Below are 26,481 nucleotides of genomic sequence, written 5' to 3' on the forward strand. Positions count from 1 at the left end.
ATCGAGGAATATGATTTGGTATCCAGTTGGAGCTTATAGGGGGCGTAACCATGGTGGACCATCGAAAACAGCCGTCGAAAAAACACCGCCCGGATGCCTTGTCGGATAATGCCTTCACGCCACATGAAATTGCATCGGATACGTCATGGGCGGATCTGCCGGAAATGGAACAACCACCCGTCAGCGCAGACGCCTATGTTCAAGCTTATCTCGCTGATCCCGAAACGTATTGGTGGTCAACGAACGATTATTCGTCACGCGAGGCGGACGTCGTCTTGAAACGGGTCCTTGCCATTATCGCGCAAGCCCGCCTGCCCGATCACAAGCAAGCACTCGGTCAATTGGGTGTCGGGCCGCTGGAGAATATGATGTCCGATGCTCTGCTTGATCTATTGGGACCTTGGATGCCGTTCACGGCGGCAATGTGCTACGCTCTTGGCTCCGTGCGGATGGAGTTCGAACCGCCCGCTTTACAACGGCGTTTAGCCACGATGATCCTGCATTCGCAGGGTAAAGACCGTTGATGCTAAAGAACTACAGGAAAAGAACTCGGTTGGGCGGTTTGAAAGCTAACCGTTAGCCGGCCCTCATTGCCCACCTCACCTGTTGCGTGAAGCAATGCCTCTAATATTCTGATTCAACATTCGACGACATTCACCGCGAGACCGCCTGTCGACGTCTCCTTGTACTTCTCGCTCATGTCGTAGCCGGTCTGGCGCATGGTTTCGATACAGGCGTCAAGCGGCACGAAATGCTGGCCATCGCCCTTGAGGGCCAATGATGCGGCGGTCACGGCCTTGACGGCACCAAGCGCGTTGCGCTCGATGCAGGGCACCTGCACGAGACCCGCGACGGGGTCGCAGGTCATGCCGAGATGGTGTTCGAGGGCGATTTCGGCGGCATTTTCGATCTGCTCCGGAGACGCGCCCATGACGGCGGCAAGTCCTGCAGCCGCCATTGCAGCCGCCGAACCCACCTCGCCCTGACAGCCGACTTCGGCGCCGGAGATCGAGGCATTGTGCTTGATGATGCCGCCGACGGCGGCGGCCGTCAGCAGGTAATTGCGGATGCCGTCCTGGTCCCAGTCCTCATGGAAGTGCTGGTAATAGCGGATCGTCGCCGGGATGACACCAGCGGCCCCATTGGTTGGCGCGGTGACGACGCGACCACCGGCCGCGTTCTCCTCATTGACGGCCATGGCGTAGACGCTCAGCCAGTCGTTGGCGAGCAGCGGATTGATGCGGTTGCTGCGCCATTCCTCCTGCAGCTTGTCATGGATGGAGCGGGCGCGACGGCGCACCTTCAGGCCGCCCGGCATGATGCCATCGACCTTCAAGCCGCGATCGATGCAGCTGCTCATCGCCGTCCAGATACGATCGAGCCCGGCATCGAGTTCATCGCTGCTCATACGCGTCTCTTCATTGGCGCGCTTCATCTGTGCTATCGAGAGACCGGAACGCTCGGCCATATCAAGCATCTGCTTGGCAGTGGAAAAGGGGAACGGAATGCGTTCGCCGGAAGACGCCTTCTTCTTGTCGGCCCGCATCTGTTCAAGCTCGGTATCGGTGACAACGAAGCCGCCGCCAACGGAGTAGTAGATGCGTTTGACAAGCAACCGCTCGTCCTTGTCGAAGGCGGAAAAGCTCATGCCGTTGGCATGGCCCGGCAGCGGCACCTTCTTGTCGAAGATCAAGTCGGTTTTCGGCTGAAACTGGTAGGTCGGATGCCCCGGCGGCGTGATGCGGCCGCTACGCTCGACCTCGTCGATAACAGCATCCATCCGGTCGGGATCGACCTGATCCGGGCGTTCGCCCATCAGGCCGAGAATCACTGCCCTGCCCGTGCCGTGACCAATGCCCGTATGGGCGAGCGAGCCATGCAGGCTCACCTTGATCGAGGCAACATGCACATTCGAGGACGGCCGCGGCCATTCGCTCGACAGCACCAGGTCAAGAAACCGATTCGCGGCCGACATAGGTCCCATCGTGTGCGAACTGGACGGTCCGACGCCGATCTTGAAAACATCGAAAACTGAAAGAAACATGGACCTTTGGTGCCTCCTCGGCAAATCAAGCAATGACAAGGCTACGCTATCAGGGCAGCCCTGCACGGCGATCGACCGACATCGGATTTCATGCCTGCGACATAACATATAGGCTTGAGGCGGCGCAAACATAAGGCCATTGCGCCCGAACAGGCGTGCGTTACAGTCTGGAACAGAAAGACTGGGAGAATCTGCCTTCATGACGACCGTCGACTATGTCGCCCTCGCCCTCTTCATTTTTCTCTGGATTGCCCTGAACTGGATCACCAGCAGCGCCAGCTTCTTCAATCGCACCAGCCTGACGCTGGCGATGAACGAGCGCCGGCGCGAATGGATCCACAATTCGCTGCGCCGCGACCTGAAGATGATCGATACGCAAATCCTGGCCGGCCTGCAGAACGGCACCGGTTTCTTTGCCTCGACATCGATCTTCGCCATCGGCAGCTGCTTCGCCCTGCTCGGTGCCACCGACAAGGTCAATGCCTTCTTCGCCGACCTGCCCTTCATCCTCAATGGCGGCCGCGCCGCCTTCGAGCTCAAGGTGGCGGGGCTTGCCTGCCTGTTCGGTTACGCCTTCTTCAAATTCGGCTGGGCCTATCGCCTGTTCAACTATTGCACCATTCTCTTCGGCGCCCTGCCGATGCGGCAGGATGCCGAGCTCGACCCCGCGCGGGCAGAGCGGGCCGCAGAGCGCGTCATCCGCATGAACATCATAGCCGCGCGCAATTTCAACGCGGGTCTGCGAACCATCTTCCTGTCGATCGGCTATCTCGGCTGGTTTCTGAGCCCTTACGTCTTCATGGTCACGACAATGTTCATCATCATCGTTCTGGTCCGCCGGCAGTTTTTTTCCGACGCCCGTCTGGCCATCATGGATATCGATGTGCCATGACATCGCCGCGTTGGCGATGATTAGGCTGGTGCCGACGATCTGAATTCATGCCTGGAAGGATCCGCCAAATGGCCGTTATCGCCGAGAGTATCGATGCGCCGCAGAAAACGCCCCGCATCGGCATTCTGGACACGGCCCGCGGGATCGCGCTGCTGGCGATGGCGAGCTATCATTGCACCTGGGATTTCGAGTTCTTCGGCTATCTCGAGCCGGGTACGGCAGAGACCGGCTGGCTGAAATTCTATGCTCGCGCCATCGCCAGTACCTTCCTGTTCCTCGCCGGCGTCAGCCTGGTGCTTGCCAACACGCCCGAAATCCGCTGGCAGTCCTATTTCAAGCGCCTCGGCATGATCGTAGCCGCTGCTGTGGCGATTTCCATCGTGACCTTCATCGGCATGCGCGACGAGTGGATCTTCTTCGGCATCCTGCACAGCATTGCGGCCGCCAGCATCATCGGCCTGCTCTTCCTGCGCCTGCCGGCCTTCGCGACCTTGCTGATAGCCGTGCTGCTCTTGGCCGGTATCGTCGTCGACAATGTCATCGCGCCGTTTTCGCTGCATTCCTCTTTCTTCGACGTGCCCTGGCTCTATTGGGTCGGCTTGTCCGAAAGCCTGCCGCGATCGAACGACTACGTGCCGGTTTTCCCATGGCTGACGCCGTTCCTTTTCGGTCTTGGCATCGCGCAGCTTGCGATTTCGCTCGGCTGGCTCCGGTCCCTGGCAAAACTTGGCCCCGGCCGCAACCTGATCGCCTGCGCCGGCCGCCACAGCCTGATTTTCTACCTCGTGCACCAGCCGCTACTCTTCGGCCTTGTCTATCTTCTGTCGTTGGTAGCGCCTGCGCCGGCGCCGGACCCAACGGTCGGCTATATCAGGCAGTGCGAGGTGTCCTGCACACAGTCCGGCAGCGAAGCCATGTGCCGCAGCTTCTGCAAGTGCACGCTCGATCAATTGCAGGCGCAGAACCTCTTCGCCCCCCTGAATTCCGGAGCAATTAAGGCAGATAGCGATGAACGGATCAGCCGAATCGCGCTACAGTGCACGGAACAAGCGCAATGACAGGGTTATTCGATGAATGCCTATCGTTTGAAGTCGCTGAGTTTCCCGTGGCCGCCTTTATTATATAGTCTCGCAGTCATAACAGCGCTGTATCTGAACCAGGATTATCCGGTGCGACTGCCTTATCTCTGGGCCATCATCGGCTGGGGCATCGGGGCTCTTTTGACCATCGTCGCGGTGACGTTGAATGTCTGGGCAGTGAAGACACTGATGGAAAGCCGCACGACTGTGCTGACGCAACGCTGCACCGCGCATCTGGTGACCAAAGGCCCGTTCCGCTTTACCCGCAACCCGACCTATCTCGGCTATACGCTGCTGACGGCAAGTCTTGGCCTGATGATCGGCAACGTCTGGTTCGTCGCCATGGCGGCCGTGGCGGCGGCGCTGACCACCCTATTGGTCATCCGCTGCGAGGAGATGCACCTGCTTTCCCGCTTCGGCTGCGAATTCGAGTTTTATTGCAGGCATACGCGCCGTTGGATTTAAGGGTTCACGTCCCCACGCCAATTTCGGCCAGGCGGCCAAGGCAGGCTTCCTCGACATTGTCGAGTTCGGTCAGCGTGTCTTCGATATCCTTGCGCTTCTGGCGCAACTCGTTGCGTTTCTCGTCGACGCGCTTCATCAGCAATTTCAGCTGACCCATCTCGCCCGGCGGTTCCTTGTAGACCTGAATGATCTCGCGGATTTCGGCGATGGTGAAGCCGATACGGCGGCCGCGCAGGATTTCCATGATCAGACGGCGGTCGGCCGTGCGGAACAAACGTGTGCGGCCCCGGCGTTCGGGGTGGATAAGACCTTCGTCCTCGTAGAAACGCAATGTTCGGGTCGAAACCCCGAATTCCCGCGTCAGCTCTGTTATGCTATAGTATCTATCCACCAGTCGCGCGCCCCTGTCTTGCAGGGGGCATAATATTGACTTTTACGTAATAGTCAATTTGTGCACGATGGCACTCCCCCGCTCATTTCAGCCTAGTGAATCGCGAACCACCACGTCGCAATGCCCAGGAATGCGAAATAGCCCGTGCAATCCGTGACCGTGGTGACGAAGGCCGACGAAGCAATGGCCGGGTCGGCGCCGAAGCGATGCAGAATCAGCGGCAGAAGGATGCCGCCAAGAGCCGCCGCGACCAGATTGATGATCATCGCCGCGCCAACGACGATACCGAGCTGAAAATCATGGAACCAGAATGTGGCGACGGCACCCATGATGACGGCGAAAAGGATGCCATTGATCAGACCGACGCTCGCCTCCCTGCGGATGACGCGGAAAGCGTTGTAGATGTCGAGGTCGCCTGTGGCGAGCGCCCGCACCGTGACAGTCATCGTCTGGGTGCCGGCATTGCCGCCCATCGAGGCGACGATAGGCATCAACACGGCAAGCGCCACCATCTTCGCGATGGCGCCGTCGAAGACATCGATGATGCTGGAGGCGAGGATCGCCGTGATCAGGTTGACGGCCAGCCAGACGAAGCGTGAGCGCACGGTCGAGGTGACGTTATCCGACAGTTCTTCGTCGCCGACACCGCCGAGACGCTTGATGTCCTCGTCGGCCTCTTCGTTGATGACGTCGACCACGTCGTCGATGGTCAGCACGCCGACGAGCCGTTGATTCTCGTCGACGACGGCGGCGGACAGCAAGTCGTATTGCTCGAAGAGCTGCGCCGCCTCCTCCTGGTCCATTTCGGCCGGGATCGGGTGCGAGGTCTCGCGCATGATGCCCTCGACCTTCGCCTGCCGCTTGGCTCTCAGGATGCGGTCGAGATCGATGCTGCCGAGCAGCTTAAAGGTGGGGTCGATGACAAAGATCTGCGTGAAGGCTTCAGGCAGCCCCTCTTCGTCGCGCATGTAGTCGATCGTCTGGCCGACCGTCCAGAATGGCGGCACGGCGACGAATTCCGTCTGCATGCGGCGGCCGGCTGACCGCTCCGGGTAATCGAGCGCTCGCCGTAGGCGGACCCGCTCGGTAAACGGCAGTTGCGACAGGATTTCGTCGCGGTCTTCCTGGTCGAGATCCTCGAGAATGTAGACGGCGTCGTCCGAATCAAGCTCGCCGATGCCGGCGGCGATCTGGTCGTTCGGCATCTGGTCGACGATCTCCATACGGATCGCCTCGTCCACCTGCGTCAGCGCCGTCATGTCGAAGTCGTTGCCGAGCAATCGCACCAGTGCCAGACGTTCATGCGGCGGCAGCGATTCGAGAAGATCGCCGAGTTCGGAATCATGGAGCCGCACGACATTCTGCTGCAGGAACGGAACGTCCTGCCGCTCGATCGCGTCGCTGATCTTGGTCAGAAAATCGGAGCGGACGACGCCGTCCTCATTATAGATGTCGGGATCTGTCTCCGTGGAGGTCCTGCGTACGCGCTCGTCTTCGTCGGTCGTGGTCATTACCACCTCCCAGCCCGGTTCAGTCTATGGAGACGCAGGATTTCACCATGCAGAATGACGGTGAAAAGATCATTGTCAACAATTGGATAGACGGAAAAGCTAACATTTTGTGTCGGATCCGAAAGACGATGGCATCAGCCTCGTATTGTCCCTATTCTTAGATGGAGAACATATCGTCCCGACAATAGAGAGAGCCGTGTCAGTCCGTTCCATCATTCGCTTCCCTGATCCATTGTTGAAAACCACTTGCGCGCCGGTGACCGTCTTCGATGACGGTCTGCGCAGTCTAGCCATCGATCTGGTGGACACCATGCGTGCCGCGCCCGGCGTTGGCATCACCGCTGCCCATATCGGCGTTCTCCGGCGCGTCACGGTAATTGAGCTCAGCCGCGAAGACGGCATCCGCACCTATATCAATCCGGAGATCACATGGTTTTCCGAGGAGACGATGCGGCATATGGAGGGCAGCGTCTCCATGCCGGGCATCACGGACGAGGTTGTCAGGCCGAGGGCTATCCGTTTCCGCTATCAGGATATTGACGGCGAAGCTCACGAAGCCGAGGCGGAGGATTTCCTGGCGATTTGCATCCAGCATGAGGTCGATCAGCTTGACGGCCTGTTCTGGCTGCAGCGGCTTTCAAAATTGAAGCGCGATCGGCTGGTGAAAAAATGGGAAAAGGCGAAGACCTGATCTGGCGCACAAAAAAACGGGCGCCTGTGGGGCGCCCGCTCGGCTATCCGATAAAGAAGCAGATTAGCTCTTCAGCTTGGTGTTGCAGAGGCTGTAGTAGCCGCCGCCCTTCTGGATCCACTTAAGACCACCGAGGCTGTTCTTGGCCTTGTTGGCATTATAGGCATCGACGCAAGTGTGGAAGCGGCCCTTGCCGGGCGTTTCGCTCGAATACTTGGTATCGACGGCAGTCGGGAAGGTCACGCCCGACGGTGCGACGGTCGTCGGCTTCGCTGGCTCCTTAGCCGGCGGCTTGGTGACATCCGGCTCATTGGGATCGACCTTGGCGGTCGTGGTCGTCTTTGCAGGCGTCGTTGCGGCCGGTGCGGTGGTGGTGGTTGCAGAAGAATCGGCACCGCACTGAGCAGCGCGGAAATCATTCCACTTCTGGCCGTTCAGAGTACCCGCATCCTTGGCAGCTTGATATTTGGTGCTGCACTCTTTCATCGTTAGCGCAGAGGCCGGCGATGAGAGGGCCATCGAGCCCAAAACTGCAAAAGACGCAAAAGACATCAACAGGATGGCACGACTAGTCATTGGCAAATCCTCCGCTCTATGACGAATGTCGAAACTATTAATCATCTCACCCCTTTGATTTGTCAATTGACGCAGCATCAGGGTTCGATGAGCGACACCATATGATGACGAACATGAACGGTAACTGTACAGAACAGCGACCAGCGCGAGTATATCACATATCGCGCAACTTAAAAGGATGTGAAAAACTCAAGCGGAGCACAAAAACAAAAAAACCCGCCGAAGCGGGTCTTTTGTTTTGGTGCGGTCGAGAAGACTCGAACTTCCACGGGTTGCCCCACAGCGACCTCAACGCTGCGCGTCTACCAATTCCGCCACGACCGCATCGTGGTAGGCGCCGAATTGCTCCGGCGCGGCTGCATGTAGCAAAAGCATTCGGGGGGCACAAGAGATATGTGTCAGTTTTTTTGAAGAGTTTCACAACTGTTTGAATTCCCCTGTGAAAGCCTCCATATAGGCGGTGCCTGCCGGCTCGTTCATTTTATAAGAGATACGCGCAGCCGCAGGCATGCAAAGGACTGGCAGGATGCTACGCACCGATCTCGAACACCAAATGTTTCCGCTTATTGATTCACCGCCGGTGCGTTGGCGCATCGCAGACTGTCCTGTGCCCTATGACGAGGCGGTGGCGACCATGGAGGCGGAAGTCGCTGCTATTGCCGATGGTCAGGCGCCGGAACTCGTCTGGCTGGTCGAACATCCTCCTTTATATACGGCAGGCACCAGCGCCAACGCGGCCGATCTCATCGAGCCCGATCGTTTTCCGGTTTTCGCCACCGGGCGCGGCGGCGAATACACCTATCACGGTCCCGGCCAACGCGTGGCCTATGTCATGCTGGATCTGAAACGTCGGCGTCAGGATATCCGCGCTTTCGTTGCCGCGCTGGAGGAAGTCATTATCCGCACGCTCGATTCGATGAATGTCCGCGGTGAACGTCGCGAGGATCGCGTCGGCGTCTGGGTGCGCCGTCCGGAAAAGCCGTTGCTGCCGGATGGGACCATGACGGAAGACAAGATCGCGGCGCTCGGCATCCGCGTGCGCAAGTGGGTGACGTTTCATGGCCTGTCGCTGAACGTCGACCCTGATCTCAGCCATTTCTCAGGCATCGTTCCCTGTGGAATCTCAGCCTATGGCGTCACCAGCCTCGTCGATCTTGGTCTGCCGGTAATGATGACGGACGTGGATATCCGCCTGCGCGAGGCTTTCGAGCAGGTCTTCGGCGAAACAGCCAATGAGGTCTAATGCGCGACGTCCTTGCTGACGTTGCGCAAGCGAATCTGATGGTCGAGCCTTTCGATCTGGCGCGTCGTCGTCTCGATCAGCCGGCCGATGTCCTGATGGGCGGAACGTAGTCGGGACAGTTCGCTCCTGACGGCTTCCAGCGCCCGTTCTTCACTATCCTCGCGCGGCCCATCTCCCGTGCCGGTCATCAGCCAGGCCGGCGAAACACCGAACAGACCGGCCATTGTGGCCAGAACGGCCGATTTCGGTTCCGAACGGTCCGATTCCCAGGCCAGCATCGTCTCCTGGTTAACGCCCAACTGGCCTGCCAGTGATTCGAGGCTGATGCCGGCGGCATCGCGGGCCATGGAGATGCGCCCACCCAGGGTGTCGTCGCTTTCATCCGAAAAAACGGTCGTTTCCTGTTCCGTCTTCAACATCGGTGCGATCCTCCGTTTTGGTCGCGCCGGTTAAATTCTGAGCGGCGCGCTTAAATTTTTAGCGGATTAACCAGGCGGATATAGGTCTAGAGGCGTCATGTAGCGACCTCGATGTGTCCGATTTGGGAAAGTCCGGCACTTTACGTCAAATGGTGCAACCAATTGAAAAGGACAGGTTGCATCCAATGCCTTGATCGAATGATGTTCCTGTGATTGATGTCCGGTCATGTCCGCTATCGTCACCGCTCCCGCCCAGCAAAACCCTCTGCAAGGCATGGCCATCATGGCCGGTGCCATGATCGTGTTGCCGGTGATGGATGCCATCGCCAAGTATATGGCGACCTTCGAGGCGATGTCGCCGGGACAGGTGACCTTCTACCGGTTTTTCTTTCAGCTCGTCTGCACCCTGCCGCTGCTCTTCTTTGCGTTCGGCTGGGGAGCGCTTTCGGCCAAGCGGCCATGGATGAACCTGTTGCGCGGCGCATTGCATGGCGCGGCCAGCCTGCTGTTCTTTGCAGCGGTCAAATACATGCCGCTTGCCGACGTCTTTGCCATCTATTTCGTCGAGCCCTTCATTCTCACCGCCCTTTCGGCGCTGTTTCTCGGCGATAAGGTCGGCTGGCGGCGCTGGCTGGCGATCGTCGTTGGCTTTGGCGGCGCCATGATCGTCATTCAGCCGAGCTTCGAGATTTTCGGCTTGAAGGCGCTGCTGCCGGTCGCCTGCGCCTTTCTCTTTGCGCTCTATCTCTTCATGAATCGCGCCGTCGGCGACGCCGATTCACCTTTGACCATGCAGACCATGGCCGGTATCGGCGGCACGATCTTCATGACAGGCGCGTTGTGGATAGGCGCCTCGGCCGGCGCTACCGATTTCGCACCGTCCCTGCCTGCTTCATGGCTCGGTCTCATACTGCTGCTGATTCTCGGCGCGGTGTCCGGCTATGCCCATCTGCTGGTCGTCCGTGCTTTTCGGCTGGCACCGCTGTCGCTGCTTGCGCCCTTTCAATATTTCGAGATCATCTCCGCTACCGTTCTCGGCTATGCGCTGTTCGGTGATTTTCCCAATTTTTCCAAATGGATCGGCATCCTGATCATCGTCGCATCGGGCCTGTTCATCATCTGGCGCGAGCGGGTGCAGTCGCGATCCGCAGCGTCGGCCTGAGCACTCATATCTTCCGCATGGACCGCCGGGGCGATTTGTGGCTAAAACGCTAGCAGGGCATATGCATTGGGCGGAGTTTCCATGTTCAAGAAAATCCTGATCGCCAACCGCGGCGAGATCGCTTGCCGTGTGATCAAGACCGCGCGCCGGATGGGGATCCTGACTGTCGCGGTTTATTCCGACGCCGATCGTGATGCCCTGCATGTCGAGATGGCCGACGAGGCCGTGCATATCGGCGCAGCCCCTGCCGCCGAAAGCTATCTCGTTGCCGATAAGATCATCACCGCCTGCAAGGAAACCGGGGCCGAAGCTGTGCACCCCGGCTATGGCTTCCTTTCGGAACGCGCCTCTTTCTGTGAGGCACTGGAGAAGGAAGGCATCATCTTCATCGGCCCGAAGCCGAAGGCCATCAAGGCGATGGGCGACAAGATCGAGTCGAAGAAATTCGCCAACGCCGCCAAGGTCTCCACCGTGCCCGGCTATCTCGGCGTCATCGACGATGCCGATCACGCCGAAAAGATTGCCGGCGAGATCGGCTATCCCGTGATGATCAAGGCATCGGCGGGCGGCGGCGGCAAGGGCATGCGTATCGCCTGGAGCAAGGATGAAGTGCGCGATGGTTTTGATCGCGCCCGTTCCGAAGCGAAAAGCTCCTTTGGCGACGACCGCGTCTTCATCGAGAAATTCGTGGTCGATCCCAGGCATATCGAAATCCAGGTGTTGGCCGACGGCCACGGCAATGTCGTCTATCTCGGCGAACGCGAATGCTCGATCCAGCGTCGTAACCAGAAAGTCGCCGAGGAGGCACCCTCGCCTTTCCTTGATGAGGCCACGCGCAAGGCGATGGGCGAGCAGTCCGTCGCGCTCGCCAAGGCGGTCGATTACCAGAGCGCCGGCACAGTCGAGTTCATCGTTGATCGCGACCGCAATTTCTATTTCCTCGAGATGAACACCCGCCTGCAGGTCGAGCATCCGGTGACTGAACTCGTGACCGGCATCGATCTGGTCGAGCAGATGATTCGCGTTGCCGCTGGCGAAGCGCTGCCGTTCAAGCAGGACGACATCAAGCTGAATGGCTGGGCGATCGAAAGCCGTCTCTATGCCGAGGATCCCTACCGCAACTTCCTGCCGTCGATCGGCCGCTTGACGCGTTATCGCCCGCCACGTGAAGGCAAGAACGGCAAGACGATCGTCCGCAACGATACCGGTGTCTTCGAGGGCGCTGAAATCTCGATGTATTACGACCCGATGATCGCCAAGCTCTGCACCTGGGCACCGACACGGCTTGAAGCAATCGACGCCATGGGCGAGGCGTTGGATGGTTTCGTCGTCGATGGTATCGAACACAATATGCCATTCCTCTCCGCGCTGATGAAGCATCCGCGCTGGCGTGAAGGCCGCCTGTCGACCGGCTTCATCGCGGAGGAATATCCCGACGGCTTTGCACCGATGACGCCGGATAGCGACGAAGGCGCCCTGCTGGCGGCCATAGCCCTCTCCTGCGGCCTGGTCGATGCCAACCGCCGCGAACGCTATGCCGATAGACTGCGGCCGGCCACGGGGCCGCTGCGCGAGGAATGGGTAGTCAAGCTTGGCGCGGATTATATTCCGATCACGCTGCTCGATGGCCTCGTCACCATCCCCCTCGAAATGGACATGCAGATCGCCGGCGAGAACCTGACGGTTGCGACTGAATGGCGTCCGGGCTATGCCGTCTGGGCCGGCTCGGTCGGCGGGCGCAAGGTCACTGCGCAGATCCGTCCCCTCCTCAATGGCCTGCGCATCGATTGGCAGGGGCTTTCCGTCCGGACCAGGGTCTTCACCCCGCGCCAGGCCGAACTCGACAAGCTCATGCCGGTGAAATTGCCACCGGATACGTCGAAGCTGCTGCTCTGCCCTATGCCGGGCCTCGTCGTTGCCATCGCGGTTGCCGAAGGCCAGGAGGTCAAGGCTGGGGAGACGCTGGCGATCGTCGAGGCGATGAAGATGGAGAATGTCCTGCGCGCCGAGCGCGACCTGACCGTCGGCAAGATCAACGCAAAGCCCGGCGAAAGCCTCGCCGTCGATGCGGTGATCATGGAGTTCGACTGATCAAAATACGGCATTAAGTGTCCGATTTTTAGCTTGAGCCGTACTGCGCGCCCATGCGAATGTCGCGCCGACCAAATCATTATTAGAAGGGAATGAAACGATGGACGTACGCGCCGCCGTAGCCGTTCAGGCAGGTAAACCGCTCGAAGTCATGACCGTACAGCTCGAAGGCCCGAAGGCCGGAGAAGTGCTGATCGAGGTCAAGGCCACCGGCATTTGCCACACCGACGACTTCACGCTGTCGGGCGCCGATCCGGAAGGGCTGTTTCCCGCGATCCTCGGCCACGAGGGTGCCGGCATCGTCGTCGACGTCGGTCCGGGCGTTACCTCGGTCAAGAAAGGCGATCACGTCATTCCGCTTTACACGCCGGAGTGCCGCGAGTGCTATTCCTGCCTGTCGCGCAAGACCAACCTCTGCACCTCAATCCGCGCCACCCAGGGCCAGGGCCTGATGCCCGATGGCACCTCGCGCTTCTCGATCGGTAAGGACAAGATCCATCACTATATGGGCTGCTCGACCTTCGCCAACTACACGGTCCTGCCGGAGATCGCGCTCGCCAAGGTCAATCCCGACGCACCCTTCGACAAGATCTGCTATATCGGCTGCGGCGTTACCACCGGCATCGGCGCGGTCATCAACACCGCCAAGGTCGAAATCGGCTCGACCGCGATTGTCTTCGGTCTCGGCGGCATCGGTCTCAATGTCCTTCAGGGCCTGCGCCTTGCTGGTGCCGACATGATCATCGGCGTCGATATCAACAATGATCGCAAGGCCTGGGGCGAAAAATTCGGCATGACCCACTTCGTCAATCCGAAGGATGTCGGTGACGATATCGTGCCCTACCTCGTCAACCTGACGAAGCGCAATGGCGACCTGATCGGCGGCGCCGACTACACCTTCGACTGCACGGGCAACACCAAGGTCATGCGTCAGGCGCTCGAATCCTCGCATCGCGGCTGGGGCAAGTCCGTTATCATCGGCGTTGCTGGCGCCGGCCAGGAAATCTCCACCCGTCCGTTTCAGCTGGTCACCGGCCGCAACTGGATGGGGACGGCCTTCGGTGGCGCACGCGGTCGCACCGATGTGCCGAAGATCGTCGACTGGTACATGCAAGGCAAGATCCAGATCGATCCGATGATCACCCACACCATGCCGCTCGAAGACATCAACAAGGGCTTCGAGCTGATGCATTCCGGCGAAAGCATCCGGGGCGTGGTAGTCTACTGATCTCTGCCAGCAAGTAGCATGCGGCGCATGAATTAACCGCCGCATGCCATTGTAAATATTGAAGTATAAAATGATCTATGTTGATGCCGATGCCTGTCCGGTCAAGCCGGAGATTTTGAAAGTTGCCGAGCGTCACGGCATAGAGGTGACGCTTGTCGCCAATTCCGGATTGAGGCCGTCGCGCGATCCGATGGTGAAGAACGTCATCGTCTCCAGTGCTTTCGATGCCGCCGACAACTGGATTGCCGAGCATGCCGGACCCGGTGATATCGTCGTCACCGCCGACGTGCCGCTTGCCGGGCGCTGTGTCGCCACCGGCGCGCTGGTGACCGGGCCGACCGGCCGCATCTTCGATGTCGCCAATATCGGCATGGCCACTGCCATGCGCGATCTCGGCGCGCATCTGCGCGAGACCGGCGAGAGCAAGGGCTACAATGCCGCCTTTTCGCCGCGCGACCGCTCGGCCTTTCTTGAAACATTCGACCGGCTCTGCCGGCGGGCGAAAGCCCACAATTCGTCTGGAGATCAATCTTGAACATCATTTCCCAGAACACCGCCTTCGGCGGCATGCAGGGCGTATTTTCGCATGAGTCCGAGGCCTGTCAGGGCGAGATGACCTTCGCGGTCTTCGTGCCGCCGCAGGCGATCAAGGAGCCGCGCCCCGTCCTCTGGTATCTCTCTGGCCTCACTTGCACCCACGCCAACGTCATGGAAAAAGGCGAATATCGCCGCATGGCGGCTGAACTCGGCCTGATTATCGTCTGCCCGGATACCAGCCCACGCGGCAACGATGTGCCGGACGAACTGACCAACTGGCAGATGGGCAAAGGCGCCGGCTTCTATCTCGACGCCACCGAGGAGCCGTGGTCCGAGAACTACAAGATGTACACCTATATCACCGAGGAACTGCCCGCGCTGGTCAGCCAGCAGTTTCGCCTGGATATGAGCAGGCAGGGCATTTTCGGCCATTCCATGGGCGGCCATGGCGCGATGACCATCGCGCTGAAGAATCCGGATCGCTTCAAAAGCTGCTCAGCTTTCGCGCCGATCGTTCAGCCCTCGACCGCCGATTGGTCGGCACCGGCCCTGGAGAAATATCTCGGAGCCGACAAGGCCGCCTGGCGGAAATACGACGCCTGCGCGCTGGTCGAGGACGGCGCCCGATTCCCCGAATTCCTGATCGATCAGGGCAAGGCCGACAGTTTCCTGGAAACCGGCCTGCGGCCCTGGCTCTTCGAAGAGGCGATCAAGGGCACCGGCATCGATCTGACGCTACGCATGCATGAGCGCTACGACCACTCCTACTATTTCATCTCCAGCTTCATGGACGACCATCTGAAGTGGCATGCCGAACGGCTGGCATAAGAGGCGTGGCATAGCAGCCATGCAATCGCCAGGTTGAATAATAGATGCAACTGAGGCATATATCCACCCGCGCAGACGACTGCGGCGGCCGGTATTGCGTTACCGACCGTAAGATACCGCGGGGACGGCCTCGCTCTCATAAAGGAGCGTAAAATGGCTTGGTTCCTGCTTTTTCTCGCAGGTCTGTTTGAAATCGGTTGGGCCGTCGGCCTGAAATACACGGATGGTTTCACCAGACCGATGCCGACAATCCTCACCATCATCTCGATGGTTATCAGCATTGTATTGCTAGGTCTGGCGGTGAAGACTTTGCCGATGGGCACGGCCTATGCCGTCTGGACCGGCATCGGTACGGTCGGCACCGTCCTGCTTGGCATCTGGTTGCTGGGCGATCCCGCAACCCTTGTTCGTTTGTTCTGCATCGGCCTGATTGTTGCGGGCATTGCCGGGCTCAAGCTCGCTGCCTAGGGCGTTCGAGTTCCAATCACCCTGACAGCAAGAGCAATATCGCAATTGCAAAGGGCGCGGGCGAAAAGCTGAAGAGCTTTTGCGCGCCGCGCCCGATGCAGATGGGGGTTATGATGATATGTCGGACGCGGCGATTGGCCGAGCCAGAGGTTGAGATCGATTACTTCTTGCGATTGTCGATGGCCAGGAGGCCGGGACCCGCGAAGATCAGGAACAGGAAGACGAAGCAGTAAAGGATAGCTGCGTCACCGCCATTGTTGGCGGGGTAAAAATCCTTCGGATAGTGCGCCATGAAATAGGCGACCGCCATGTTGCCGCAAAGGATGAATGCAACGGGACGGGTAAAGAAGCCGACGACTATTGCCAGTCCGCCAATCACCTCAAGAAGACCCTGAACCAAAAGCAAGGTCGGCAGCGGGCTTGGGAATTGACCACCGGCCGGAAAGCCGAAAAGCTTCTGCGTGCCATGTTCAATGAACAAGACGCCGGTAACGATACGCAGGACAGCAAGTGCATAAGGCTGATATTGATTCAGCCGATCGGAAAGCGCCATTTTAAACTCCAGTTCTAAGTCCCCCAAATGAAAACATTAGAGAGGTCGGTTGCGAACGTGAAAACACGGCTTCTAACGTCCAATCAATTTACCGTGTAAAATCCGTGACTTGTTGTCACATGCCTAAAGTGGGATGTTGTCGTGCTTCTTCCACGGATTGGTCAGATCCTTGTTGCGCAGCATTCTAAGCCCCTGCGCCAGCCGGCGTCGCGTCGAGTGTGGCTTGATCACCTCGTCGATATAGCCGCGCTCGGCGGCGACGAAGGGTGACAGGAAACGGTCTTCATACATCTTCGTATGTGCCGCAATCTTTTCCGGATCGGCGATATCCTTGCGGAAGATGATCTCGACCGCACCCTTGGCGCCCATGACGGCGATTTGCGCGGTCGGCCAGGCATAATTGAGATCGCCGCGCAGATGTTTCGACGCCATGACGTCATAGGCGCCGCCATAGGCCTTGCGGGTGATGACGGTAAGCTTTGGCACGGTGGCCTCGGCATAGGCGAAGAGCAGCTTGGCGCCATGCTTGATCAGCCCGCCATATTCCTGCGCGGTGCCTGGCAGAAAGCCGGGGACGTCGACAAAGGTGACGATCGGAATATTGAAGCAATCGCAGAAGCGGACGAAACGCGCTGCCTTTCGCGAGGCGTCGCTGTCCAGCACACCGGCAAGCACCATGGGCTGGTTGGCGACGAAACCGACAGTCGCGCCCTCGATCCGGCCGAAGCCGCAGACGATGTTCTTGGCGAAGCTAGCCTGGATCTCGAAGAAATCCCCCTCGTCCGCCACCTTCTGGATCAATTCCTTGACGTCATAGGGCTTGTTGGCATTGGCGGGAATGATCGTGTCGAGCGACATGTCCGGGTCGGTGACCGATTGGTAGCACTCGATTTCCGGGAGGGCGGCGGTATTCGACTGCGGCAGGAAATCGATGAGTCGTCGCACCTGCATCAGAGTGTCGATATCGTTGTCGTATGCGGCGTCGGCAATCGAGGATTTCGTCGTGTGCACGGAGGCGCCGCCGAGCTGCTCCGACGTCACGGTCTCGTTGGTCACCGTCTTCACCACATCCGGGCCGGTGACGAACATATAGGAGGTGTCGCGCACCATGAAGATGAAGTCGGTCATGGCAGGCGAATAGACGTCGCCGCCGGCGCAAGGACCCATGATGATGGAAATCTGTGGGATGACGCCGGAGGCGAGCACATTGCGCTGGAACACCTCGGCATAGCCGCCGAGTGCGGCCACGCCCTCCTGGATGCGCGCGCCGCCGGCATCGTAGATACCGATGATCGGCGCTCGGTTCTTCAGCGCCATATCCTGGACCTTCATGATCTTCTCGGCATGCGCCTGTGAAAGCGAGCCGCCGAAGACAGTGAAATCCTTGGCGAACAGGAAAACGGTGCGACCGTTGACCGTGCCCCAGCCGGTGACGACGCCATCGCCGGCGATCTTGGTCTTGTCCATACCGAAATCGGTCGACCGGTGCTCGACGAACATGTCGAACTCCTCGAAGGAGCCTTCATCGAGAAAGATGTCGATCCGCTCGCGTGCCGTCAGCTTGCCGCGCGCATGCTGCGCATCGATACGTGCCTGCCCACCTCCGAGTCTCGCAATCTCCCGGCGACGTTCCAGTTCCTGCAGGATCTCTTTCATGATGGCCCTCTTCTGCGTTTATCCGGCTTAGCATGACGCAGGAATAGTTTGAAGCCGTACGCTCAGTTCACCAGCGGCGGCGCCTTCAGCACGAAAATCGACCGGATACGAGCGGCAACATCCTCGGCCATCAGATCGTTGGCCGCGGTCGGATCCTGTGTGTAATTCACGATATCGAAGGAGGCGATTGCAAGCACCGCGCCGTTGTCGACCGACGCAGCATCGACATTGATCTTTGCCGAATTGCGATCGTGGTTGAAGCTGCGCCCCTTGCGGAGATCTGTTACACGAATGGTCAATGCCACCTTCGGCAATGGCGTATCGCGGGTCGTCACTGCGATGGCGGCGTTGACGTGATCGTTGATGGCTGACAGCAACGTCGGCGGAACAGGTGGAACAGCCTGATCGGCAACGACCGTGGCGCTACGCACATCATAGGCCGGCGGTGCAGGCGGTTCCGTCAGCGACCAGCTCGAGCATGCAGCCAACGCCAAGCATCCCACGAGCGCCGATACCGCCCGCGACCTCAATTTCAGCATGATTCGCGTCCCGAACTCCCAATCCCATGATATGTAGAGTTCGATATAACGGACTGGAAATCAACAACATTCAACTGCGAAGCGCAGAAAATACATCCGTTGCCGCCTGAAACTCTTCGAAGCGCTGGGCGCGGCGGTCATCGGCCTCTTCGTCATGCCCCCATTGCTCGATCGTCCAGTCTTCATCGAGATGAGCGAGCGACCAGACCTCGGCGAGAGGTAGTTGTCCCTCGGCGAAGGCAAGCGCCAGGATCGCCGACCCCGTCAGCGTGGTGATCGTATGCAGGCTGGCGAGTTCCAGCGGCGTATCATATTTGCGCAGCGTCACGGCAAAGGCTGCGATCGCCTCGCGCGGCTGTTCCTGATGCATGACGCCTTCCGCCAGGATGAAGCGAGCGCCAAGCTCATTGGCCGCCCAGTCGATCAGCGGATCCCAACGTTCCGATTGCCGCTCCACCAGCCGTTCCGGCTGATCGGCGCGATAGCAGAGCAAGTCGCTGGAGGAAAAGCGCAGGATATCCTCGAAGACCGCTTGCGGATCGGTTGCCACGCCATCGAGCGCAGTATTGACCAGGCGTGTTACCGGCATGACGGTGGGGTCGATGATCTCTACCTGCCGTGCCCATTCGGCCGCCACAAGTTTCGCCAGCGCCTCGGTCGGCACGGCGAGCGATCGGCGGGCTGGCGTCTTCACCACCTTGCCGTCAAGCTCGATCACATGGCCGTCTTCGCCTTCGCGGATGCCGACGTCCTTGTAGAAGCGCTTCGGCAAAGGCTTCTTCATCTGGATCTGCGCACGGCGGATCGGGTCGGGATGGCTCAGGCCTTCGGAAAGGTCGTTCAACAGGTCGCGCATGGCGTCACCTCAGAGAATATGGCTCAACAGATCGTTCGGATGATGGGCAATAGTGTCAGCGCCGGCCGCCAGCAGCTCTTCCACCGAGGCATAGCCCCAGGCGACGCCGATCGCGGTCGCACCCGCTGCCTTCGCCATCTGCATGTCATAGATGGCATCGCCAATGACGATAGTATCATGCGGATCCATGCCCGTCTCGCTGCAGCATTCGGTCACCATCGCCGGATGCGGCTTCGAGGGGCAATCGTCCGCGGTGCGCGAGACGACGAAATAAGGCGTAAAGCCGTTAACCTCGAGAATATGCGTCAAGCCGCGGCGCGACTTGCCGGTGACCGCACCCAGCAGCAACCCTTCACGGGCGGCCAGCGTCTCGATCAACGGCTTGATGCCGTCGAAGAGCGGCGTCTGCATGTCCGCCTCATCGCGTACGCCGGGATAGATTGCTTTGTAATGTGCCGTCATGGCGATCGCTTCGTCATCGACATGCGGCTTGCCCTGCATGCGGGCAATCGCGATATCGAGCGTCAGGCCGATGATCGACTTGGTGGAGGCAACGTCAGGGCGCTTATGACCGAAGTCTACGAAGGTGCGGGCCATGACCTCGTGGATCAGCCGCGCGCTGTCGACCAGCGTCCCGTCGCAATCAAAAAGAACGAGTTTCATTCGTCGTCCGGCTCCCCCGCCGAAGCCATGTCAAGGCCGAGAAGGTTCCACGTCTGCACCATATGCGGCGGCAATGGCGCGGTGATGCGCAGGCGGCCACCATTGGGATGCGGAATATCGATGTGGCGGGCATGCAGATGCAGCCGGTTCTGAACACCACCTGGGAAATCCCAGTTATGATCGTCGTCGAAATATTTGGGATCGCCGATGATCGGATGCCCCATATGCAGCGCATGGACACGCAACTGATGCGTGCGGCCGGTATAGGGCTCCATCTCCAGCCAGGCGAGGCTCTGTGCCGCCGTTTCAAGTACGCGATAATAGGTGATGGCGTGATCGGCGCCGTCTTCTCCATGCTTGGCGATACGCATGCGGTCGCCGTCGGCGGTCGCTTCCTTCACCAGCCAGGTCGAAATCTTGTCCTCATGCTTGCGCGGCACGCCCTTTACCAGCGACCAATAGGTCTTCTTGGTATCGCGTTCGCGGAAGGCGGCGGTCAGCTTCTGAGCCGCACCGCGGGTGCGGGCGACGACGAGGACGCCGGAGGTGTCGCGGTCGAGACGATGCACCAGACGCGGCTTCTCGCCCTTCTTGCTCGTCCATGCCTCAAGCATCTTGTCGAGATGGCGAGTGAGGCCGGAGCCGCCCTGCACGGCAAGGCCGGCCGGCTTGTTCAGCACGAAGACTTTCTCGTCCTCATGCAGCAACATGCGCGCCAGAAGATCGGCATCGCTTGAATGCTTCATATCCTTGTTGCCGATCGGGCCACTCTTCGGTCCCTTGGCGTCAACATCCAGCGGCGGCACCCGCACGACCTGTCCCGGCTGCACACGCGCATCGGTCTTGACGCGACCGCCATCGACACGCACCTGACCGGAACGCATGAGCTTCTGCAATTGCCCAAAGCCCAGCCCAGGGAAATGCACCTTGAACCAGCGGTCGAGGCGCATGCCGGCCTCGTCAGGCTCGACCTCTATATGCTCAATCCCGGCCATTCTTCTTCTTTCAAAAGTCGCGGCGTGGTCCCGAAAGGTGCGAAACGGTTTCGGGCAACATCATGCCAAATCAGGGAACTGGGGACGATCCCGCCCCAGGGCCGGTCCATCCCGGCCTTTTGACGTGGCTTTAGAGCATTTCGAGGGAAAGTGGAAACCGGAATTGACTATGGGAGGGAATTTTATGACCGCGTTGCTCGTCAGCGGTCGCGCAAACCTCAGTTTGCGTTTGGCGCGACGACAGGCAAGGTGATGTCGACCATCCCCGCCTTCTCGAACATCAGCATGACCGGCACCGTGCCGCCCTGCTTGAATGGCGTCTTCACCTGCTTGAACATCATGTGCATGCTGCTCGGCGAAAGCGTCACGGTGGCGCCGGCAGGAATGGCGATGCCTTCCTTGACTTCGCGCATCTTCATAACCTCGCCCTCCATCTTCATCTGATGCAGTTCGACCTTGCCGGCTTGCGAAGACGTGACGGAGGTAAGCTTGTCGTCGCTCTTGCCGCCATTATGGATGGTGATGTAGCCGCCGCCGACCGGCTGGCCTGGCAGCATGGCGCGGACGTAGCCGCCGCTAATATCGAGATCGCCGAGCTTTGCCGTTGCCGATCCGGCTGGCGCCTTACCCGCATCCATATGCATGCCTGGCATGCTGCTCTGCTGCGCCATGACGGCTGTAGCCGAAAACCAAAGCACGCTCGCCGATATCAGCAATGCCACGGCATAATTGCTGTTCATCATTGTCTCCTACCCTGCTCCTCAATTGGCTTCATGGGATAGCCTCTCGAAGCGCCGTTGCAAAGTCCCTCGCATCCGCCGGCTGCGCACTTCCGCGTGTGCTCGAACAAGCCACGCGACAAAAATTTGTTCAAGGGCGACATTTGCCCCTTGCCATCTCTGGCGACTACCAGATAATGGCACTCAACCTTGTTGGGAGAATCCGGTGCAAGCCGGTGCCGAAGGAGCAACCGCCCCGGAAACTCTCAGGCCAAAGGACCAGCAAGGGGCAGACGGAACTCTGGAGAGAAACGCGCAAGCGTTCGCCGAAGGGATAACAATCTCAGGCAAAGGGACAGAGGGGGCTCATCGTAAGGCGCAGTTGCGCCGAAATTTTGAGCCCTGCGCTTTTAACCGAGCGCAAACCCCGGAGACGTCATTTGGACGAGACCGCTGCCCTGAACAAGACACCCCTTCACACGCTGCATCTGTCGCTTGGTGCCCGCATGGTGCCGTTCGCCGGCTATGACATGCCGGTACAATACCCCGCCGGCGTGATGAAGGAACATCTTTGGACCCGCGCATCCGCCGGCCTGTTCGACGTTTCGCATATGGGCCAGGTGACGATCCGCGCCCGTTCCGGCACCTATGAGGATGCGGCACTGGCGCTGGAAAGCCTTGTGCCGATCGATATTCTCGGCCTCGCCGAGGGACGTCAACGCTACGGCTTCTTCACCGACGACAATGGCGGCATCCTCGACGATCTGATGATTACCCATATGGACGACTATCTTTTCGTCGTCGTCAATGCTTCTTGCAAGGAAGCAGATCTCAAGCATCTTCAAGATCATATCGGCGATACCTGCGAAGTCACTTTACTGGATCGCGCCCTGATCGCGCTGCAAGGACCACGCGCCGTTGCCGTCCTTGCCGAGCTCTGGGCCGACCTCGCCTATATGAAATTCATGGATGTGCGCCATTGCCGCCTGCACGACGTTTCCTGTCTGGTCTCGCGCTCGGGCTATAGCGGCGAAGACGGTTTTGAAATCTCCGTACCGGCTGACAAGGCCGAGGACATTGCCAAGCGGTTGCTCGAACATCCAGACGTCCAGCCGATCGGTCTCGGCGCCCGTGACTCGCTCCGTCTCGAAGCCGGACTTTGCCTCTACGGCAACGACATCGATCAGACGACGACGCCGGTCGAGGCCGCCCTGGAATGGGGCATGCAGAAGGCCCGCAAGACCGGTGGCGTCCGCGCCGGGGGCTTCCCAGGCAGCACACGCATCCTTGCAGAACTCGACAATGGCGCATCACGCCGCCGCGTCGGCCTGAAGCCGGAAGGCAAGGCACCGGTTCGCGGCCATGCCAAGCTCTATGCGGATGCCGAAGGCAAGACCGAAATTGGCGAGGCCACCTCGGGCGGCTTCGGCCCGAGCGTCGAAAGCCCCGTTGCCATGGGCTACGTGCCCGTCAGCTTCGCCGCTCCGGGTACGCCGATCTTTGCTGAAGTGCGAGGCAAATACCTGCCCGTCACCGTAGCTGCCCTGCCTTTCATCACCCCGACCTACAAACGCTAAGACGTCATAGCCCAGAGAGGATTATCCATGCTTAAATTTACCGAAGAACATGAATGGCTGAACATCGAAGGCGACGTCGCGACCGTTGGGATCACAGCGCATGCCGCCGGACAACTCGGCGATCTCGTTTTCGTGGAACTGCCTGAGGTAGGCGCCAGCTTCTCCAAGGGCGACGATGCGGCGACCGTCGAATCCGTCAAGGCGGCTTCGGAAGTCTATTGTCCGCTTGACGGCGAGATCACCGAGATCAACGAAGCTATCACCGCCGACCCGGAGCTCGTCAATTCCGACCCGATGGGCGCCGGCTGGTTCTTCAAATTGAAACTGAAGAACGTCGCCGATGCCGATGGTTTGCTTGATGAATCCGGTTACAAGGAGCTAATCGGATAATGAATACACCGACCGAATTCACCTTCACCGACTACCAGCCCTACGATTTCGCCAATCGCCGCCACATCGGCCCGTCTCCCTCGGAAATGGCCGACATGCTAAAGGTGATCGGCTACAGCAGCCTCGACAAGCTGATCGATGCGACCTTGCCGCCCTCCATCCGCCAGAAGGCGCCGCTCGTTTGGGGCGCGCCGATGACGGAACGCGAGGCGCTCGACAAGCTGCGCGAGACCGCCAACAAGAACAAGGTTCTCGTCTCGCTGATCGGCCAGGGCTATTACGGGACGATCACGCCGCCGGTCATCCAACGCACTATCCTGGAAAACCCGGCCTGGTACACCGCCTATACGCCTTACCAGCCGGAAATCAGCCAAGGCCGTCTCGAGGCGCTGCTGAACTACCAGACGATGATCTGCGACCTTACCGGCCTCGACGTGGCCAACGCCTCACTGCTCGATGAAGCAACCGCCGCTGCCGAAGGCATGGCGATGGCCGAGCGCGTGGCGAAATCCAAGGCCAAAGTCTTCTTCGTCGATGCCGATTGCCATCCGCAGACGATCGCGTTGATCAAGACCCGCGCCGAACCGCTTGGCTGGTCGGTCATCGTCGGCAATCCTTTCGCCGATCTCGATCCGGTCGATGTCTTCGGCGCTATCTTCCAGTATCCGGGTACGCATGGTCATATCCATGACTTCACCGGGCTGATTGCCAGGCTGCACCAGACCGGCGCTATCGCCGTCGTCGCGGCCGATCCGTTGGCGCTGACCCTTTTGAAGTCGCCCGGCGAGATGGGCGCGGACATCGCCATCGGCTGCTCGCAGCGCTTCGGCGTGCCGGTCGGCTATGGTGGCCCACATGCGGCCTATATGGCCGTCAAGGACGCCTATAAGCGCTCCATGCCTGGCCGTCTGGTCGGCGTCTCGGTCGATGCACGCGGCAACCGCGCCTATCGCCTGTCGCTGCAGACCCGCGAACAGCATATCCGTCGCGAAAAGGCGACGTCGAACATCTGCACCGCGCAGGTCCTGCTTGCCGTCATGGCCTCGATGTACGCCGTCTTCCATGGGCCGCAGGGTTTGAAAGCGATTGCCCAGCAGGTGCACCAGAAGGCCGTGTTGATGGCCAAGGGGCTGGAAAAGCTCGGCTACACCATCGAGCAGGAGACCTTCTTCGACACCATCACCGTCGAGGTCGGTCATATGCAGGGCCTGATCCTGCGCGCCGCCGTCGCCGAGGGTGTCAACCTGCGCAAGGTCGGCGAAACGAAAATCGGCATGAGCCTTGACGAGCGCACACGCCCGGCAACGCTGGAAGCCGTCTGGCGCGCCTTTGGCGGTAATTTCCGCCTCGCCGATTTCGAACCCGGCTATCGCTTGCCGAAGACCCTGCTGCGCACCAGCGAATATCTGACGCATCCGATCTTCCACATGAACCGCGCCGAAAGCGAGATGACCCGCTATATCCGCCGGCTTTCCGACCGCGATCTGGCGCTCGACCGCTCGATGATCCCGCTCGGCTCCTGCACGATGAAGCTTAATGCAACAGCTGAGATGTTGCCGATAAGTTGGCCTGAATTCTCGGATATTCATCCTTTCGTGCCGACCGACCAAGCGCTCGGCTATCGCGAGATGATCGACGATCTCACGGAAAAACTCTGCGCCGTGACGGGCTATGACGCCTTCTCCATGCAGCCGAATTCCGGCGCGCAAGGCGAATATGCCGGCCTGCTCACCATCCGCAACTACCATATCGCCAACGGCGAGGGTCATCGCGACATCTGCCTGATCCCGACCTCGGCACATGGCACCAATCCGGCCTCTGCCCAGATGGCCGGCATGAAGGTGGTTGTCATCAAGGTCAGCGATGACGGCGACATCGACATGGCCGACTTCCGCGCCAAGGCAGAGCAATATGCCGCCAACCTCTCCTGCTGCATGATCACCTACCCTTCGACGCACGGCGTCTTCGAGGAGACGGTGAAGGAGATCTGCGATCTCGTGCATAAGCATGGCGGCCAGGTCTATCTCGACGGCGCCAACATGAATGCTATGGTCGGTCTTTCACGTCCCGGCGACATCGGCTCCGACGTCAGCCACCTAAACCTGCACAAGACCTTCTGCATCCCGCATGGCGGCGGCGGTCCCGGCATGGGGCCGATCGGTGTCAAGGCGCATCTGGCGGAACATCTGCCCGGCCACCCGGAAACGGACGGACGCCCCGGTGCGGTCTCGGCAGCTGCCTTCGGTTCGGCGTCGATCCTGCCGATCTCCTGGAGCTATTGCCTGATGATGGGTGGCGAAGGGCTGACGCAGGCGACCAAGGTCGCGATCCTCAACGCCAACTATATCGCAGCACGGCTGAAGGGCGCTTACGACGTGCTCTACAAGTCGAAGACCGGCCGTGTGGCGCACGAATGCATCATCGATACGCGCCCGCTGGTCGACAGTGCCGGCGTCACCGTCGATGACGTCGCCAAGCGCCTGATCGATTGCGGCTTCCATGCGCCGACAATGAGCTGGCCGGTTGCCGGCACGCTGATGATCGAGCCGACTGAATCGGAAACCAAGGCTGAACTCGACCGTTTCTGCGCGGCGATGCTGGCGATCCGCGAGGAAGCCCGCGCCATCGAAGAGGGCCGGATGGACAAGACCGACAATCCGCTGAAGAACGCGCCGCACACGGTCGAAGACCTCGTCGGCGAGTGGAACCGGCCCTATTCCCGCGAACAGGCCTGCTTCCCGCCGGGCGCCTTCCGAGTCGACAAATACTGGTCGCCCGTCAACCGCGTCGACAATGTCTACGGCGATCGGAACCTGGTGTGCTCCTGCCCGCCGGTTGAATCCTATGCCGAGGCTGCGGAGTAAAGTTCTTCCGAAAAAGTGAAGCGGTTCAGCCGCTTCACTCCTGC

27 protein-coding genes, 1 tRNA gene and 2 riboswitches are annotated in these 26,481 nt (G+C 59.7%); of the genes, 15 read left to right on the top strand and 13 right to left on the bottom strand.

Features of this window, described 5'->3' with window-relative positions; genetic code table 11:
* Positions 1–50 precede the first annotated feature (50 nt).
* On the top strand, positions 51–524 hold the full coding sequence (locus tag PMI03_RS18530) for a hypothetical protein (protein ID WP_007696167.1): 474 nt from the start codon (positions 51–53) through the stop codon (positions 522–524).
* A 113-nt stretch (positions 525–637) separates the two neighbouring features.
* Here PMI03_RS18530 and PMI03_RS18535 read toward each other — a convergent pair whose 3' ends face one another.
* Complete coding sequence (locus tag PMI03_RS18535; RefSeq protein ID WP_007696170.1) at positions 638–2,044, bottom strand: L-serine ammonia-lyase; 1,407 nt, start codon at positions 2,042–2,044, stop codon at positions 638–640.
* 199 nt (positions 2,045–2,243) lie between these two features.
* Between PMI03_RS18535 and PMI03_RS18540 the strand changes: the two genes are divergently transcribed.
* The 3 genes from PMI03_RS18540 to PMI03_RS18550 all read left to right on the top strand — a co-directional run bounded on the left by PMI03_RS18540 (position 2,244) and on the right by PMI03_RS18550 (position 4,480).
* On the top strand, positions 2,244–2,936 hold the full coding sequence (locus PMI03_RS18540; RefSeq protein WP_007696172.1) for a DUF599 domain-containing protein: 693 nt from the start codon (positions 2,244–2,246) through the stop codon (positions 2,934–2,936).
* Positions 2,937–3,004: 68 nt separating this feature from the next.
* Positions 3,005–3,994 (top strand): DUF1624 domain-containing protein, encoded by a 990-nt coding sequence (locus PMI03_RS18545; protein WP_007696174.1) that lies wholly within the window; start codon positions 3,005–3,007, stop codon positions 3,992–3,994.
* 12 nt (positions 3,995–4,006) lie between these two features.
* On the top strand, positions 4,007–4,480 hold the full coding sequence (locus tag PMI03_RS18550; RefSeq protein WP_007696175.1) for an isoprenylcysteine carboxylmethyltransferase family protein: 474 nt from the start codon (positions 4,007–4,009) through the stop codon (positions 4,478–4,480).
* Between the two features lie 4 nt (positions 4,481–4,484).
* Here the strand turns inward: PMI03_RS18550 and PMI03_RS18555 are convergent, their stop codons facing one another.
* Together PMI03_RS18555 and mgtE are read right to left on the bottom strand one after the other, a co-directional pair.
* The gene (locus tag PMI03_RS18555) at positions 4,485–4,871 is read right to left on the bottom strand and encodes a MerR family DNA-binding transcriptional regulator (RefSeq protein ID WP_007696178.1); all 387 of its coding nucleotides are present in this window, start codon (positions 4,869–4,871) and stop codon (positions 4,485–4,487) included.
* Positions 4,872–4,963: 92 nt separating this feature from the next.
* Positions 4,964–6,382: a magnesium transporter gene (gene mgtE, locus PMI03_RS18560; protein ID WP_007696180.1), complete on the bottom strand. Its 1,419-nt coding sequence runs from the start codon at positions 6,380–6,382 to the stop codon at positions 4,964–4,966.
* Positions 6,383–6,578: 196 nt separating this feature from the next.
* Between mgtE and PMI03_RS18565 the strand changes: the two genes are divergently transcribed.
* Positions 6,579–7,073 carry a peptide deformylase gene (locus PMI03_RS18565; RefSeq protein WP_007696183.1) on the top strand — a complete coding sequence of 165 codons (495 nt, stop codon included), beginning with the start codon at positions 6,579–6,581 and terminating at the stop codon, positions 7,071–7,073.
* Between the two features lie 63 nt (positions 7,074–7,136).
* On the opposite strand, the gene PMI03_RS18570 is transcribed toward PMI03_RS18565, so the two are convergent.
* Positions 7,137–7,649 (bottom strand): hypothetical protein, encoded by a 513-nt coding sequence (locus tag PMI03_RS18570; protein WP_007696185.1) that lies wholly within the window; start codon positions 7,647–7,649, stop codon positions 7,137–7,139.
* A gap of 239 nt (positions 7,650–7,888) precedes the next feature.
* Positions 7,889–7,973: transfer RNA gene (locus PMI03_RS18575), tRNA-Leu, on the bottom strand.
* 202 nt (positions 7,974–8,175) lie between these two features.
* Between PMI03_RS18575 and lipB the strand changes: the two genes are divergently transcribed.
* On the top strand, positions 8,176–8,892 hold the full coding sequence (lipB, locus tag PMI03_RS18580) for a lipoyl(octanoyl) transferase LipB (RefSeq protein WP_007696187.1): 717 nt from the start codon (positions 8,176–8,178) through the stop codon (positions 8,890–8,892).
* Here lipB and PMI03_RS18585 read toward each other — a convergent pair.
* A complete protein-coding gene (locus PMI03_RS18585; protein ID WP_007696189.1) occupies positions 8,889–9,311 on the bottom strand; it encodes a helix-turn-helix domain-containing protein in 423 nt (140 codons plus the stop codon). The genes lipB and PMI03_RS18585 overlap by 4 nt on opposite strands.
* 226 nt (positions 9,312–9,537) lie before the next feature.
* Between PMI03_RS18585 and PMI03_RS18590 the strand changes: the two genes are divergently transcribed.
* The 6 genes from PMI03_RS18590 (at position 9,538) to sugE (ending at position 15,625) form a co-directional block, all read left to right on the top strand.
* Complete coding sequence (locus tag PMI03_RS18590) at positions 9,538–10,473, top strand: DMT family transporter (protein ID WP_007696190.1); 936 nt, start codon at positions 9,538–9,540, stop codon at positions 10,471–10,473.
* An 81-nt stretch (positions 10,474–10,554) separates the two neighbouring features.
* On the top strand, positions 10,555–12,564 hold the full coding sequence (locus tag PMI03_RS18595) for an acetyl/propionyl/methylcrotonyl-CoA carboxylase subunit alpha (RefSeq protein WP_007696193.1): 2,010 nt from the start codon (positions 10,555–10,557) through the stop codon (positions 12,562–12,564).
* A gap of 100 nt (positions 12,565–12,664) precedes the next feature.
* Entirely contained in the window at positions 12,665–13,792 is a 1,128-nt protein-coding gene (locus PMI03_RS18600) for an S-(hydroxymethyl)glutathione dehydrogenase/class III alcohol dehydrogenase (RefSeq protein ID WP_007696195.1), read from the top strand.
* Positions 13,793–13,862: 70 nt separating this feature from the next.
* Positions 13,863–14,327 carry a YaiI/YqxD family protein gene (locus PMI03_RS18605; RefSeq protein ID WP_007696205.1) on the top strand — a complete coding sequence of 155 codons (465 nt, stop codon included), beginning with the start codon at positions 13,863–13,865 and terminating at the stop codon, positions 14,325–14,327.
* Positions 14,324–15,157 carry an S-formylglutathione hydrolase gene (gene fghA, locus PMI03_RS18610; RefSeq protein WP_007696209.1) on the top strand — a complete coding sequence of 278 codons (834 nt, stop codon included), beginning with the start codon at positions 14,324–14,326 and terminating at the stop codon, positions 15,155–15,157. Before PMI03_RS18605 ends, fghA begins: the two co-directional genes overlap by 4 nt.
* Positions 15,158–15,310: 153 nt before the next feature.
* Entirely contained in the window at positions 15,311–15,625 is a 315-nt protein-coding gene (sugE, locus tag PMI03_RS18615; RefSeq protein WP_007696212.1) for a quaternary ammonium compound efflux SMR transporter SugE, read from the top strand.
* Positions 15,626–15,785: 160 nt separating this feature from the next.
* Here sugE and PMI03_RS18620 read toward each other — a convergent pair whose 3' ends face one another.
* The 7 genes from PMI03_RS18620 to PMI03_RS18650 form a co-directional block, all read right to left on the bottom strand.
* A complete protein-coding gene (locus PMI03_RS18620; protein WP_007696214.1) occupies positions 15,786–16,178 on the bottom strand; it encodes a DoxX family protein in 393 nt (130 codons plus the stop codon).
* 123 nt (positions 16,179–16,301) lie between these two features.
* On the bottom strand, positions 16,302–17,834 hold the full coding sequence (locus tag PMI03_RS18625; protein ID WP_007696215.1) for an acyl-CoA carboxylase subunit beta: 1,533 nt from the start codon (positions 17,832–17,834) through the stop codon (positions 16,302–16,304).
* 62 nt (positions 17,835–17,896) lie between these two features.
* Positions 17,897–18,373, bottom strand: coding sequence for a hypothetical protein (locus PMI03_RS18630; RefSeq protein ID WP_007696216.1), 477 nt, complete (start codon positions 18,371–18,373; stop codon positions 17,897–17,899).
* Between the two features lie 70 nt (positions 18,374–18,443).
* Complete coding sequence (locus PMI03_RS18635) at positions 18,444–19,229, bottom strand: ATP12 family chaperone protein (protein WP_007696218.1); 786 nt, start codon at positions 19,227–19,229, stop codon at positions 18,444–18,446.
* 9 nt (positions 19,230–19,238) lie between these two features.
* Complete coding sequence (locus tag PMI03_RS18640) at positions 19,239–19,892, bottom strand: HAD-IA family hydrolase (protein WP_007696220.1); 654 nt, start codon at positions 19,890–19,892, stop codon at positions 19,239–19,241.
* Positions 19,889–20,887, bottom strand: coding sequence for an RluA family pseudouridine synthase (locus PMI03_RS18645; protein ID WP_039974327.1), 999 nt, complete (start codon positions 20,885–20,887; stop codon positions 19,889–19,891). Before PMI03_RS18645 ends, PMI03_RS18640 begins: the two co-directional genes overlap by 4 nt.
* Before the next feature lie 218 nt (positions 20,888–21,105).
* Positions 21,106–21,627, bottom strand: coding sequence for a copper chaperone PCu(A)C (locus PMI03_RS18650; RefSeq protein ID WP_007696224.1), 522 nt, complete (start codon positions 21,625–21,627; stop codon positions 21,106–21,108).
* Between the two features lie 183 nt (positions 21,628–21,810).
* Positions 21,811–21,894, top strand: a riboswitch (glycine riboswitch).
* Between the two features lie 3 nt (positions 21,895–21,897).
* Positions 21,898–21,975: riboswitch (glycine riboswitch) on the top strand.
* Positions 21,976–22,046: 71 nt separating this feature from the next.
* On the opposite strand from PMI03_RS18650, the gene gcvT reads away from it, so the two are divergent.
* From gcvT to gcvP, 3 genes are read left to right on the top strand one after another with little or no spacing between them, the layout of a single operon-like run.
* Positions 22,047–23,183, top strand: coding sequence for a glycine cleavage system aminomethyltransferase GcvT (gcvT, locus tag PMI03_RS18655; RefSeq protein WP_007696226.1), 1,137 nt, complete (start codon positions 22,047–22,049; stop codon positions 23,181–23,183).
* Between the two features lie 27 nt (positions 23,184–23,210).
* The gene (gene gcvH / locus PMI03_RS18660; protein ID WP_007696229.1) at positions 23,211–23,573 is read left to right on the top strand and encodes a glycine cleavage system protein GcvH; all 363 of its coding nucleotides are present in this window, start codon (positions 23,211–23,213) and stop codon (positions 23,571–23,573) included.
* Positions 23,573–26,437: an aminomethyl-transferring glycine dehydrogenase gene (gene gcvP / locus PMI03_RS18665; protein WP_007696231.1), complete on the top strand. Its 2,865-nt coding sequence runs from the start codon at positions 23,573–23,575 to the stop codon at positions 26,435–26,437. Before gcvH ends, gcvP begins: the two co-directional genes overlap by 1 nt.
* The last annotated feature ends 44 nt before the right edge of the window (positions 26,438–26,481 follow it).

It is taken from the genome of Rhizobium sp. AP16 (assembly GCF_000281735.1).
Taxonomy (GTDB): domain Bacteria; phylum Pseudomonadota; class Alphaproteobacteria; order Rhizobiales; family Rhizobiaceae; genus Rhizobium; species Rhizobium rhizogenes.